Raw genomic sequence first — 12,932 nt, 5'->3', positions numbered from 1 at the left:
CGCTGCTTCATCACAGCTTAAATGTCGACCAAACCGGGGCGTGATCCGACGGTTTCTCCATGCTGCGGATATCGTAATCGATGCCACTCTCAATGCAGCGCGAGGCAAGCGGCTGGCTCGCCAGCAGCAGATCAATGCGCAGACCACGGTTGTCGTCAAAGCCTTTCGAACGGTAGTCAAACCATGAGAAACGATCGTTGGTTTCCGGGAACTTAGCGCGCCAGGTATCAACTAAACCCCACTTCAGCAAGCGATCCATCCACTCGCGCTCCTCAGGCAGGAACGAGCATTTTCCGGTACGCAGCCAGCGTTTACGATTGTCTTCACCAATGCCGATGTCAAAATCGGTGCTGCTGATGTTCATGTCGCCCATGATCAATACCGGTTTATCCACGACTAGCTGTTGCTCAAGATAGCTTTGCAGATCGCGATAAAACTTCTCTTTCGCCGGGAACTTGGTGGGATGGTCGCGGCTTTCACCCTGCGGAAAATAACCGTTGATCACCGTGATATCACCAATCGGACTCGGGATTTCCGCCATGATCAAACGACGCTGCGCATCTTCCTCATCGCCAGGGAAACCACGGTAGACGTTAACAGGCTCAGCTTTGGTCAGCAGCGCGACGCCGTAATGACCTTTCTGTCCATGATAAAACACGTGATAACCCAGTTTGCTGACGTCTTCGAGCGGGAACATATCGTCATGCACTTTGGTTTCCTGCAAGCCGATGACATCGGGTTGATGCTGTTCAACCAGCGCGGCTAATTGATGAGGACGCGCACGCAAGCCGTTGATGTTGAAAGAGACAAATTTCATTTCGCTGCCATTTTTATCCGCAAAAGTATGGCGCGATGGTAACGAGTTTTTGGGCAAAAGTCATGGTGTGAATCAGGAGGTTACAACGATTAAAACAAGTGGGAAAAACAGGAGAATGGTATTGATGGTGGTGGGAGAAGGATTCGAACCTTCGAAGTCTGTGACGGCAGATTTACAGTCTGCTCCCTTTGGCCGCTCGGGAATCCCACCGGGGATATGACATATTGTGGCTTCAGGCAGAGACGATTCAGATGGTGGTGGGAGAAGGATTCGAACCTTCGAAGTCTGTGACGGCAGATTTACAGTCTGCTCCCTTTGGCCGCTCGGGAATCCCACCACTGGCCTGAATCATTGCGTCTTAAAGCGGGGCGCATCATAACAAATGCGCTCGGTCTGTAAAGCGCCGTCACTGAAAATAAAAACTGTTTGCCCACTTTTTATGCGTGGCGCTGAAGAGTTGTGCAGTTCAGCGCCGAAGTGGTTAAAGAATGATCGTGCGGTTGCCGTAAACGAACACGCGCTGGCCTAACACTTTATACAGTGCGCGGCTCAACACATTCTTCTCAACGTCTCGTCCTGCACGCATCATCTCTTCTGCGGTGTAGCTATGATCGACGTTGATCACGTCCTGCATGATAATTGGACCTTCATCGAGGTTATCGTTCACGTAGTGCGCGGTGGCGCCGATGATTTTCACGCCGCGCTCATAAGCCTGATGATACGGACGCGCGCCAATGAACGCCGGCAAGAAGGAGTGGTGAATATTGATGATCTGGTTTGGATAACGTTGCACAAAGGCGGGCGTCAACACGCGCATATATTTTGCCAGCACCACATAATCAGGCTGATAACGGTCAATTTCATCCGCCATGCGGTTGTCGTGCTCTTCACGCGTGTGGCCTTCGTGGCTCACCATCACAAACGGAATATCGAAACGTTCAACCAGTGAACGCAGCGTTTCGTGGTTACCGATGACTGCAGCAATCTCCATATCCAGACCGCCAAACGCGCTTTTCATTAGCAGATCGCCCAGGCAATGCGCCTCTTTGGTCACCAGAATCACGACACGGCGACGACCGGCACTTTGCAGTTCACGCACTGAACCGACGGGCAGCGCGCTATCGAGATCGGCCAGCAAGGTGTTGTCGTTGAAAATGCCTTCCAGCTCGGTGCGCATGAAAAAGCGTCCGGTGCGGTGATCGACAAACTCATTGTTCTGCACAATGTTGAGTTCGTGCTTGTAGCAAATGTTGGTGATCTTGGCGATCAAACCTTTCGCATCAGGGCAAATGGTTCGTAAAACTTTTCGTTGGATGGTTTGCGCTTGCATCTCGATCAGAGTCCTGTCAAAGCGATGAATGGTAAAGCCGTTGTGTATCTGTCCAGATTACCCACAACATTTTTTGTATTTTTTATCGGCGCCACAAGGACAGCGATCGTTACGTCCCAACTCAGGCGTTGTTCCGTCGACATAGTACCAGCGTTGATCCTCGCGAAGAAAGCGCGAACATTCATAGATGGCTGAAGTGCGGCCTTTTTCGAGGTAACGCGCAAAAAACGTCACGAAGGCTTCATTCTCATGGCTTCCATGATTACAACGAGTTACATTCAAGCCCAGCCATTCAGTACCGGCAAAACTTTCGGATAATAACGTCTCAAGGTCGGCCACGCGTTTACTGGAGTGCCAGGTTTTCGCCAGCCACGCGGCATCTTTCACGACGTAGGCGGTGTAGCGTGAGCGCATTAATTGTTCCGCGCTGGACGGGTTCGCTTGGCCATTCAGAAAGGGTTGGCAACATACGCTATACTCCTTTCCGCTGCAGCAAGGGCACTTTTCAGACACGTCATCTCCTGGAAGTGATTAAAGTAAATTTAAGCGTGCGCTATGGTAGCCGACTGTCAGGCGTGATGCTACGTACCATGCCAATCATGAGGTGAGATGAGAAAGGTCAGGATTGGGCTGGCACTGGGTTCAGGTGCTGCCAAAGGTTGGTCCCACATCGGCGTGATCAATGCGCTGGAACGCGCAGGGATTGAAATCGATGTGGTGGCCGGATGTTCTGTTGGCGCGTTGGTCGGTTCGGCTTACGTGAATGGACGGCTGGGCGTGATGGAGAAGTGGGTGAGTGCATTCCGTTATTGGGATGTCATTCGATTAATGGACCTGTCGTGGCAGCGTGGTGGTTTATTGCGCGGCGACCGGGTGTTTAGCCACATCCGCCAGCTGATTCCCAACGACCTCATCGATGAGTGCGATAAGCCATTTGGCGTCGTCGCGACCAATCTCAGTACCGGACGAGAAGTGTGGTTGACCGAAGGCGATTTGCATCAAGCTGTGCGTGCGTCCTGTAGTATGCCAGGCTTATTGCCACCCATTGCTTACAATGGATACTGGTTGGTGGATGGCGCGGTGGTGAATCCCGTGCCGATCTCATTAACCCGCGCATTGGGTGCTGACATCGTTATCGCCGTGGATTTACAGCATGACGCACATCTGATGCAACAGGATTTATTGTCAGTTACGCCGCAGAGCGGTGAAGAAGCGGCGGCAGTAGAAGCGCTGAGCTGGGGAAAGAAACTGCGTCAACGCCTGATTGGCCTGACGCATCGCCGTGCTAATCAAACGCCGGGTGCGATGGAGATTATGTCGACATCAATCCAGGTTCTGGAAAATCGCCTGAAACGTAACCGCATGGCGGGCGATCCGCCGGATGTGCTGATTCAGCCGTTTTGTCCACAAATTTCCACACTGGACTTCCATCGTGCAGAAGAAGCCATTGCGGCTGGCAAGGCCGCCGTTGAGAAAAAAATGGATGAACTATTACCGCTGGTCCGTGGCAGATAGTCAGGTTGTTCATTCACAGGTGTTGCGACTTCAGCCAATTCTGAAAGGCGCAACGGCATTTTATGAACCACTATTGAATTATCTGGTACGCAGGGGGAGAGAATGGAAAAACCGCTAATCGGCAAAAAGATACTCATTGTCGAAGATGAGGTCGTTTTCCGTTCATTGATAGACAATTTATTAACCAGCTTAGGTGCAACAACGCTTGAGGCAGGTGATGGTGTTGATGGCTTAACCTTGTTGTCGGCGCAGTCAGTGGATCTGGTTATTTGCGATCTTGAAATGCCGCGTATGGGCGGTATCCCGTTCGTTGAGCGTCTTCGCACGCGCGGCAATAATGTGCCCATTCTGATTATCTCCGCCACACAAAATATGGCGGACATCGCGCATGTGTTGCGTTTGGGCGTGCAGGACGTATTGCTAAAACCGCTCAAAAATATGGAACGTTTCCGTGAAGCGGTCTTTGAGTGTCTCTATCCATCCATGTTTACCTCCAAAGTCGAGGAGGATGAACAGCTCTTTCAGGATTGGGATGCGCTGGTCAGCGATCCGCTGGCGGCATCTAAATTACTTAAACAGCTCCAGCCGCCGGTGCAGCAAACCATTGCCAATTGCCGTATCAATTACCGTCAGCTCACCATGGCGGAACAGCCGGGCTTAGTATTGGATATTGCGGCGCTATCAGATAACGATTTGGCATTCTATTGCCTTGATGTAACGCGCGCTGGCGATAATGGCGTGTTAGCCGCGCTGTTACTGCGCGCACTGTTTAATGGTTTGCTGCAGGAGCAGCTCTCCGGCCAGAAGCAGCGACTGCCTGAGTTGAATGGGCTGCTGCGTCAGGTCAACATGCTGTTAAGGCAGGCGAATCTCAGCGGGCAGTTCCCATTGCTGGTGGGCTATTATCATCGCCAGTTAAAAAACCTAATCCTGGTTTCAGCAGGGCTCAACGCGACGTTGCATGTCAATACTCATCAAATCCAACTCAGTAATGGTGTGCCGCTTGGTACTATGGGCAGCACTCATCTTAATCAAATCAGCCAACGTGCCGACGCCTGGCAGTGTCATATTTGGGGCGCCGGAGGCAGGTTACGTTTGATGCTTTCAGCCGAAGAATAACCGGTTAGATTTAATTTTTCCGTGGGTTAAAGACAGGACCAGGAGCAAGCTTTACACTTGGGTAATAGTCCTAAATTCCGTGGATTAACTTCTTCCAGGATAATTCCACCTGATAGTAACTGATATACTCATTTCGTTTTTAAACCGACATATCAAGTATTAACTTGAACGGCCTATTAAGAGAGGTATTTTGATGTCTGCCTATAAGACTAAAGTTAAAAAAGCGGTAATCCCAGTTGCAGGCCTCGGCACGCGTATGCTGCCTGCGACCAAAGCTATTCCAAAAGAGATGTTACCGTTGGTCGATAAGCCGTTGATCCAGTATGTCGTGAATGAGTGCATTGCAGCAGGCATTAACGAGATTGTGCTGGTTACGCACTCTTCTAAAAACGCCATCGAAAACCACTTTGATACCAGTTTTGAGCTGGAATCTATGCTGGAAAAACGTGTTAAGCGTCAGCTGCTGGACGAAATCCAGTCAATCTGCCCTCCACACGTCACCATCATGCAGGTTCGTCAGGGTATCGCGAAAGGTCTGGGCCACGCAGTAATGTGCGCACATCCACTGATTGGTGATGAGCCGTTCGCCGTAATCCTGCCAGACGTAATCATCGACGAATACGAATCTGATCCAACCAAAGACAACCTGGCAGAGATGCTGGCTCGTTACGAAGAGAGCGGCCGCAGCCAGATCATGGTCGAGCCGGTTGCTGATGTAACCGCTTACGGTGTGGTTGATTGCCAGGGTGCCGAACTCTCTGCAGGTCAGAGCGCGCCAATGGTTGGCGTGGTTGAGAAGCCTAAAGCTTCAGAAGCCCCATCAAACCTGGCCGTTGTAGGACGTTACGTGTTGTCTGCTGAAATCTGGCCGCTGCTGGCGAAAACGCCTCCAGGTGCAGGTGGCGAAGTTCAGCTGACTGACTCCATTGCGATGCTGATGGAAAAAGAGACCGTTGAAGCTTATCACCTGAACGGTGTCAGCCATGACTGCGGTAACAAACTGGGTTACATGCAAGCGTTTGTTGAGTACGGCGTTCGCCATCCAGTGCTGGGTAAAGATTTCACCCAGTGGCTTGAAGGCGCGGTAGGCAACAAAAAGTAACTCAATAAACACAGGATAATTCAATGAAAGTCACTGTATTTGGTATCGGCTATGTCGGTCTGGTTCAGGCTGCGGTGTTGGCCGAAGTCGGACATGACGTTCTCTGCATTGATGTCGACGAAAAGAAAGTCGAGAACTTAAAGAAAGGCAATATTCCGATCTTTGAACCAGGCCTGACGCCGCTTGTTATGTCTAATTACGAGTCGGGTCGCCTGAAGTTCAGTACGAATGCGGAAGAAGGCGTTAATCATGGCGTGATGCAATTTATCGCCGTGGGTACGCCACCGGATGAAGACGGTTCTGCCGATCTGAAGTATGTGACTGCCGTTGCGCGCACGATTGCGCAGCACATGAACGATCACAAAGTTGTTATCGACAAATCTACTGTACCAGTGGGTACCGCAGATCGTGTGCGAGCGGTAATGACGGAAACCCTGCAAAAGCGTGATGCAAACATCGCCTTTGACGTGGTATCAAACCCGGAATTCCTCAAAGAAGGTGCGGCAGTCAATGACTGCATGCGTCCTGAACGTATCGTTGTCGGTACCGATAATGATGAAGTGGTTGAGCTGTTACGCGAGCTGTACGAGCCGTTCAACCGTAATCATGATCGTATGATTTTGATGGATATCCGCAGTGCAGAGCTGACCAAATATGCGGCTAACTGCATGCTGGCAACCAAAATCAGCTTCATGAACGAGATCTCTAACCTGGCAGAACGTCTGGGAGCCGACGTTGAGAAAGTTCGCCAGGGTATTGGTTCAGATTCACGTATTGGTTATCACTTCATCTATCCAGGCTGCGGCTATGGCGGTTCTTGTTTCCCGAAAGACGTGCAAGCGCTGATTCGCACTGCTGAGTCAATTGGTTACACTCCGCGTCTACTGCAGGCGGTTGAAGACGTCAACGATTCGCAGAAGAACAAGCTGCCAACCTTTATTAAACGCCATTTTGGCGACGATCTGCGCGGCAAAACCTTTGCTCTGTGGGGACTGGCGTTCAAACCGAACACTGACGATATGCGTGAAGCCTCCAGCCGCGTGCTGATGGAGACGCTGTGGGAAGCAGGGGCAACGGTTCAGGCGTTCGACCCAGAAGCGATGGACGAAGCGCAACGCATTTACGGCCATCGTAACGATCTGAAGTTGATGGGTACCAAGGAAGCCGCGCTGCAGGGTGCGGATGGCTTAGTGATCTGTACTGAGTGGCAAAACTTCCGTGCGCCAGACTTTGACGTCATCAAAAGTGCGTTAAAAGAACCCGTGATTTTTGATGGTCGTAACCTGTATGATCCTGAGCGTATCAGCAAGCGCGGTTTCACGTACTATGCAATCGGCCGCGGAGCGTCAATTAAAATCATAGAATAATGAGGGATGTATGAAGTTTCTGGTCACCGGCGCGGCAGGTTTTATTGGATTTTACGTCAGTCAGCGTTTGCTGGCCGCTGGTCACCAGGTTGTCGGTATCGATAACCTGAATGACTATTATGATGTCAGCCTTAAACAGGCTCGTTTAGACCAGAACACCCAACATCCTGATTTTATTTTCGTAAAAATGGACCTGGCGGATCGCCAGGCCATTTCCTCTTTATTCGCTGAGCATGCGTTTGAACGCGTTATTCATTTGGGCGCTCAAGCCGGCGTGCGTTATTCAATCGAAAATCCCCATGCTTATGCCGAAGCAAATCTAATCGGCCACCTCAATATTCTTGAAGGTTGCCGTCATCATAAAATCGGCCACCTTTTGTATGCCTCATCCAGTTCAGTTTATGGCCTGAATCGCAAAATGCCTTTTTCAACGGACGATTCCGTTGACCATCCGGTTTCACTTTATGCGGCCACAAAAAAAGCCAACGAATTGATGTCGCATACCTATTCACACCTTTATCAATTGCCCACTACGGGATTACGTTTCTTCACCGTGTATGGCCCATGGGGCCGTCCGGATATGGCATTGTTCAAATTTACACGCGCGATGTTAGCGGGTGAGCAAATTGACGTCTATAACAACGGACAAATGACGCGTGACTTTACGTATATCGATGATATTGCTGAAGCAATCGTGCGCTTGCAGGATGTGATTCCTCAACCGGATGAAAAGTGGACGGTGGAAGCAGGTTCTCCCGCCAGCAGCTCGGCTCCTTACCGCGTTTACAACATTGGTAATAGCCAGCCGACCAGCTTAATGACGTATATTGAGTCGCTGGAAAAAGCATTGGGCATTGAAGCGAAGAAAAATATGCTGCCCATGCAACCTGGCGACGTACTGGGCACCAGCGCTGACACGCAACCTTTGTACGACGCGATCAATTTCCGTCCTCAAACTAGCGTAGAGCAAGGTGTGCAGCATTTTGTTGATTGGTATCGCCGCTTCTATCAACAATAATTAAGCATGAAAAAAGGAAGCCATTGGCTTCCTTTTTCTTACCTGGTCAAAGTGAATTAGCGATGAACTAATTACAATGCTGAGCGCTGGAATGATTACAGTAGGAAATCGTCCAGTTGTTTACCTTGTTCTTCAATTGCTTTTTTAATCACAGCAGGAGTGCGGCCCTGGCCAGTCCAGGTACGGTTTTCACCGTTTTCATCAACGTAAGAATATTTAGCTGGACGCGCAGCGCGCTTAGCTTTGCCCGGAACTTTCGTTTCAGATAATGCCTGTAACAGATCATTTGGGTCAATACCATCGGCAATTAGCATCTCGCGGTATTGTTCGAGTTTGCGTGTGCGTTCTGCATTTTCCGCTTGTGCATGAGTATCATCTTCACGACGCTCATTGACCACAACTTCGAGTTTTTCTAGCATCTCTTCCAATGTTTCCAGAGAGCATTCCCGAGCTTGTGCGCGCAATGTACGGATATTATTAAGAATTTTAAGTGCTTCGCTCATTGTCCTAATCTCAAAATATAATAAATGGGAGTTGTTCTGCCGACTCATAATAATGGTGCAAAAAAATAACTGCAATAGCCAGATTTAAAAGCAAAACGTAAAAATAAAAAAGAAGGGCAGATTGATAACGCTCTTCAGAATATATTTACTTATTTGGTAATCTTTTCTAACTTGCTGACCAGGCTGAACGCTAATCCTGACGCTTCGGCTTTAATTTAAATGAATAAAATATCGGCGTAATCGCTATTTTGTCAAAACGTGCTTTCTTTCTATAGTGACTGTGATATCCATCTTAATGGTGATGTTATTTTGAGCAGATGATAAAAATAATGCATCGCTACAGCTATACAGGTTTATGGTAAACTGCGCCGCAACAGATATAGGCTGCGATGAGATTTTCTAATGGCTCAACTTTATTTTTATTACTCTGCGATGAATGCGGGTAAATCAACGGCTTTGCTACAGTCTTCTTATAATTATCATGAACGTGGTATGCGATCGTTGGTTTATACCGCCGAGATCGACAACCGCTTTGGTGCAGGCAAAGTCAGTTCACGTATCGGGCTTTCGTCTCCTGCATTTTTATATAACGATGAGACAAAGCTCGATGAGGAAATAGCTGCAGAACATGCGAAGCAACCCGTGCATTGCGTGTTGGTCGATGAAAGCCAGTTCCTTACGCGCGAACAGGTCAAAGCATTATCTGATGTTGTCGACAATCTGGATATTCCGGTGCTTTGCTATGGCCTGCGCACAGATTTCCGTGGAGAGCTGTTTGTTGGCAGCCAATATTTACTGGCATGGGCGGATAAGCTGGTTGAGCTTAAAACCATCTGCCACTGTGGCAGAAAAGCCAGCATGGTGCTTCGTCTTGATGCAAAGGGTAAACCTTTCAGCGAAGGCGAGCAGGTGGTGATTGGTGGCAATGAGCGTTATATATCGGTCTGCCGTAAACACTATAAGCAGGCAATCGATGAGGGTTCACTTCAGGCGATATATGGCTCACAATCGCCGCAGGTTTAACTCATCAGCAAGCCATAAAAAAACCCGCCGTAGCGGGTTTTTTGTTTAAAGCGGTTTAGGCTTTTTTGGTTTTCTTGTCAATTTTCACTTCGGCTTTAACTTCTTGAGCATTCTCACTCAATGACTCAGAGAATTCACGACCGTAGAAGGTATCCAGCATGATTTGTTTTAACTCAGCAATCAGCGGATAGCGTGGGTTCGCACCGGTACATTGGTCATCGAATGCATCCTCAGCCAGTTTGTCCACTTTCGCGAGGAAATCAGCTTCCTGCACGCCCGCTTCGCGGATTGAGGTTGGGATGCCCAACTGCGTTTTCATCTCTTCAAGCCAGGCGAGCAGTTTTTCAATTTTCTGCGCGGTGCGGTCGCCAGCGGCGGAGAGTCCCAGATGGTCAGCAATCTCAGCATAACGACGACGTGCTTGTGGGCGGTCGTACTGGCTGAAAGCCGTTTGCTTAGTCGGGTTGTCATTGGCGTTATAGCGAATGACGTTTGAAATCAGCAGGGCGTTTGCCAGACCGTGTGGAATGTGGAACTCAGAGCCCAGTTTATGCGCCATTGAGTGACACACACCCAGGAAGGCGTTTGCGAACGCAATCCCCGCGATAGTTGCCGCATTGTGAACGCGTTCACGTGCTACCGGATTTTTTGCGCCATCGCGATAACTGGCTGGCAGATTCTCTTTCAACAGTTTCAGTGCTTGCAAGGCCTGACCATCAGAATACTCATTCGCTAATACGGAGACGTATGCTTCAAGTGAGTGCGTTACCGCATCGAGGCCACCGAAGGCGCAAAGTGAACGCGGCATATCCATCACCAGGTTGGCATCAACTATAGCCATATCTGGCGTCAGCGCATAATCCGCTAATGGATATTTCTGGCCGGTCGCATCGTCCGTTACCACGGCAAACGGCGTTACTTCAGAACCCGTACCGGAAGTGGTAGTGATGGCCACCATACGCGCTTTAACACCCATTTTCGGGAACTTATAGATGCGTTTACGGATGTCCATAAAGCGCAGTGCCAGCTCTTCGAAATGCGTCTCAGGATGTTCGTACATCACCCACATGATTTTTGCTGCATCCATCGGTGAACCACCGCCGAGTGCGATAATCACATCAGGTTTAAAGCTGTTCATCTGCTCTGCACCTTTACGGACGATGCTCAGCGTTGGGTCAGCTTCTACTTCGAAGAAGACTTCGGTTTCAATACCGTGAGATTTCAGTACGCGAGTCACCTGATCGGCATAGCCATTATTGAACAGGAAGCGGTCGGTAACGATAAAGGCGCGTTTGGCACCATCAGTTGCCACTTCTTCCAGAGCAATCGGCAGTGAGCCGCGACGGAAGTAAATAGACTTCGGAAGTTTATGCCACAACATATTCTCAGCTCGCTTGGCCACGGTTTTCTTGTTGATGAGATGTTTTGGTCCCACGTTCTCAGAAATGGAGTTACCGCCCCATGAACCACAGCCCAACGTCAGTGATGGAGCCAATTTGAAGTTGTACAGGTCACCGATCCCACCTTGTGACGCCGGCGTGTTAATCAGAATACGCGCGGTCTTCATTTTGTCGCCGAAGTAATGCACACGCTCGATCTGATTATCCTGATCGGTATACAGACATGAGGTGTGGCCAATACCGCCCATGGTTACCAGTTTTTCAGCTTTATCGACCGCGTCGTGGTAATCCTTCGCCCGGTACATCGCTAAGGTTGGAGAGAGTTTTTCATGCGCGAAAGGCTCTGATTCATCAACCAGTTTCACTTCACCAATCAGAATCTTGGTGGTTGCCGGCACGCTAATTCCCGCCAATTCGGCAATCTTCGTCGCCGGCTGGCCGACAATCGCCGCATTCAACGCGCCATTCTTCAGAATGATATCCTGAATCGCTTTAAGCTCTTTACCTTGCAGCAGATAGCCGCCGTGGCTGGCAAAACGCTCACGTACCGCATCATAAGCCGAATCAACCACAATTACGGATTGCTCAGACGCACAAATCACACCGTTATCGAAGGTCTTCGACATCAGGATGGATGCGACTGCGCGTTTGATATCCGCTGTTTCATCAATTACCACTGGCGTGTTACCGGCACCAACACCAATTGCGGGCTTACCGGAACTGTAAGCGGCTTTCACCATGCCCGGACCGCCGGTTGCAAGGATCAGGTTGATATCAGGGTGATGCATTAACTGATTAGAAAGTTCGACAGATGGGGTGTCGATCCAGCCGATGATATCTTTTGGTGCGCCCGCCGCAATCGCTGCCTGCAGCACAATGTCGGCGGCTTTGTTAGTGGCATCTTTCGCACGTGGATGCGGAGAGAAGATAATGCCGTTACGGGTTTTCAGGCTGATCAGTGCTTTGAAAATCGCCGTAGAAGTTGGGTTTGTGGTAGGAACGATGCCGCAGATCAGGCCAATCGGTTCAGCAATAGTAATCGTGCCGAAGGTGTCATCAGTGGCGAGAATACCGCAGGTTTTTTCATCTTTATAGGCGTTATAGATGTATTCAGAAGCAAAGTGGTTCTTGATGACTTTATCTTCAACAATACCCATACCTGATTCGGCAACGGCCAGCTTGGCCAGTGGAATGCGTGCGTCTGCAGCGGCGAGGGCGGCAGCGCGGAAGATTGCATCAACTTGTTCCTGACTAAAATTAGCGTACTCACGCTGTGCCTTTTTTACACGTTCAACCAGTGCATTAAGTTCGGCAACATTAGTAACGGCCATAGTGCTCTCCTGAAGGAAGTTAAACTCTTTTAGTAAACAAGCCTGAATCCAGAAGTATAGTCACGCTATGCTTATATATTGGGCAGGTTGGCGTCTGTTTTGCCGTTGCTTACTAAAAGGGTTTCCTGGTCAAGATACTTAAGCGTCAGGAAGTTGTTTCGACGGGGTAAGATTACCCCTGATGAGGTAGGTAAATTTTGATGCAGATCAATCCGGATCTAAGCTGACACCTTTCAGCACTAACTTTCGCAAGTAAAGTTAGCGCGATGTGCCATATATTCTGCACGCATCGGCTGCATCGCAATAACCAACGGTTAACAGCAGCTAAATAAACTGGCTCAAAGCCAGACGGATAGCATAAATTTCTGCCGCCACCTCTGGTTTTTCGCCCGGCTTATGCACTACAT

Annotated in this window: 11 protein-coding genes and 2 tRNA genes; 6 read left to right on the top strand and 7 right to left on the bottom strand. The window is 49.5% G+C overall.

Translation table 11 applies throughout. The annotated features are described in order from the left end of the window. Nucleotides 1-10 precede the first annotated feature (10 nt). The 5 genes from xthA to PO881_RS10510 form a co-directional block, all read right to left on the bottom strand. On the bottom strand, nucleotides 11-817 hold the full coding sequence (gene xthA, locus PO881_RS10530; protein ID WP_222210335.1) for an exodeoxyribonuclease III: 807 nt from the start codon (nucleotides 815-817) through the stop codon (nucleotides 11-13). A gap of 125 nt (nucleotides 818-942) precedes the next feature. Then, nucleotides 943-1,027: transfer RNA gene (locus PO881_RS10525), tRNA-Tyr, on the bottom strand. A gap of 42 nt (nucleotides 1,028-1,069) precedes the next feature. Next, nucleotides 1,070-1,154, bottom strand: a tRNA-Tyr gene (locus PO881_RS10520). 144 nt (nucleotides 1,155-1,298) lie between these two features. Continuing rightward, nucleotides 1,299-2,147, bottom strand: a complete 849-nt coding sequence (gene purU, locus PO881_RS10515; RefSeq protein ID WP_101764236.1) for a formyltetrahydrofolate deformylase — start codon at nucleotides 2,145-2,147, stop codon at nucleotides 1,299-1,301. 57 nt (nucleotides 2,148-2,204) lie between these two features. Beyond that, entirely contained in the window at nucleotides 2,205-2,660 is a 456-nt protein-coding gene (locus PO881_RS10510) for a YchJ family metal-binding protein (RefSeq protein WP_101764237.1), read from the bottom strand. Nucleotides 2,661-2,756: 96 nt separating this feature from the next. Here PO881_RS10510 and rssA point away from each other — a divergent pair, with 96 nt between their 5' ends. From rssA to PO881_RS10485, 5 genes are all read left to right on the top strand, one after another. Continuing rightward, the gene (gene rssA / locus PO881_RS10505) at nucleotides 2,757-3,662 is read left to right on the top strand and encodes a patatin-like phospholipase RssA (RefSeq protein ID WP_101764238.1); all 906 of its coding nucleotides are present in this window, start codon (nucleotides 2,757-2,759) and stop codon (nucleotides 3,660-3,662) included. A 102-nt stretch (nucleotides 3,663-3,764) separates the two neighbouring features. Then, the gene (gene rssB, locus PO881_RS10500) at nucleotides 3,765-4,781 is read left to right on the top strand and encodes a two-component system response regulator RssB (RefSeq protein ID WP_101764239.1); all 1,017 of its coding nucleotides are present in this window, start codon (nucleotides 3,765-3,767) and stop codon (nucleotides 4,779-4,781) included. 193 nt (nucleotides 4,782-4,974) lie between these two features. Next, nucleotides 4,975-5,883 (top strand): UTP--glucose-1-phosphate uridylyltransferase GalU, encoded by a 909-nt coding sequence (galU, locus tag PO881_RS10495; protein ID WP_101764240.1) that lies wholly within the window; start codon nucleotides 4,975-4,977, stop codon nucleotides 5,881-5,883. A 23-nt stretch (nucleotides 5,884-5,906) separates the two neighbouring features. After that, nucleotides 5,907-7,250, top strand: a complete 1,344-nt coding sequence (locus PO881_RS10490; protein WP_192234033.1) for a UDP-glucose/GDP-mannose dehydrogenase family protein — start codon at nucleotides 5,907-5,909, stop codon at nucleotides 7,248-7,250. A 10-nt stretch (nucleotides 7,251-7,260) separates the two neighbouring features. Then, nucleotides 7,261-8,268, top strand: coding sequence for an NAD-dependent epimerase (locus tag PO881_RS10485; protein ID WP_280171746.1), 1,008 nt, complete (start codon nucleotides 7,261-7,263; stop codon nucleotides 8,266-8,268). A gap of 95 nt (nucleotides 8,269-8,363) precedes the next feature. Here the strand turns inward: PO881_RS10485 and hns are convergent, their stop codons facing one another. Beyond that, nucleotides 8,364-8,771: a histone-like nucleoid-structuring protein H-NS gene (gene hns / locus PO881_RS10480; RefSeq protein WP_101764243.1), complete on the bottom strand. Its 408-nt coding sequence runs from the start codon at nucleotides 8,769-8,771 to the stop codon at nucleotides 8,364-8,366. Between the two features lie 402 nt (nucleotides 8,772-9,173). Between hns and tdk the strand changes: the two genes are divergently transcribed. Continuing rightward, nucleotides 9,174-9,794, top strand: a complete 621-nt coding sequence (gene tdk, locus PO881_RS10475; RefSeq protein ID WP_101764244.1) for a thymidine kinase — start codon at nucleotides 9,174-9,176, stop codon at nucleotides 9,792-9,794. Between the two features lie 55 nt (nucleotides 9,795-9,849). On the opposite strand, the gene adhE is transcribed toward tdk, so the two are convergent. Next, complete coding sequence (gene adhE, locus PO881_RS10470) at nucleotides 9,850-12,525, bottom strand: bifunctional acetaldehyde-CoA/alcohol dehydrogenase (RefSeq protein ID WP_101764245.1); 2,676 nt, start codon at nucleotides 12,523-12,525, stop codon at nucleotides 9,850-9,852. Nucleotides 12,526-12,932: the final 407 nt, after the last annotated feature.

The sequence above is a fragment of the Pantoea sp. SS70 genome (assembly GCF_029866845.1).
Taxonomy (GTDB): domain Bacteria; phylum Pseudomonadota; class Gammaproteobacteria; order Enterobacterales; family Enterobacteriaceae; genus Pantoea; species Pantoea leporis.
Note: the sequence above shows the minus strand (reverse complement) of the source record. Positions and strands in the feature narration are given on the sequence as shown.

Bases quoted from the DNA above. Each gene is read 5' to 3' on its own strand.
- rssA (WP_101764238.1), top strand. From the start codon at position 2,757: ATGAGAAAGGTCAGGATTGGGCTGGCACTGGGTTCAGGTGCTGCCAAA.
- adhE (WP_101764245.1), bottom strand. From the start codon at position 12,525: ATGGCCGTTACTAATGTTGCCGAACTTAATGCACTGGTTGAACGTGTA.
- purU (WP_101764236.1), bottom strand. From the start codon at position 2,147: ATGCAAGCGCAAACCATCCAACGAAAAGTTTTACGAACCATTTGCCCT.
- PO881_RS10490 (WP_192234033.1), top strand. From the start codon at position 5,907: ATGAAAGTCACTGTATTTGGTATCGGCTATGTCGGTCTGGTTCAGGCT.
- hns (WP_101764243.1), bottom strand. From the start codon at position 8,771: ATGAGCGAAGCACTTAAAATTCTTAATAATATCCGTACATTGCGCGCA.
- tdk (WP_101764244.1), top strand. From the start codon at position 9,174: ATGGCTCAACTTTATTTTTATTACTCTGCGATGAATGCGGGTAAATCA.
- PO881_RS10485 (WP_280171746.1), top strand. From the start codon at position 7,261: ATGAAGTTTCTGGTCACCGGCGCGGCAGGTTTTATTGGATTTTACGTC.
- rssB (WP_101764239.1), top strand. From the start codon at position 3,765: ATGGAAAAACCGCTAATCGGCAAAAAGATACTCATTGTCGAAGATGAG.
- galU (WP_101764240.1), top strand. From the start codon at position 4,975: ATGTCTGCCTATAAGACTAAAGTTAAAAAAGCGGTAATCCCAGTTGCA.
- xthA (WP_222210335.1), bottom strand. From the start codon at position 817: ATGAAATTTGTCTCTTTCAACATCAACGGCTTGCGTGCGCGTCCTCAT.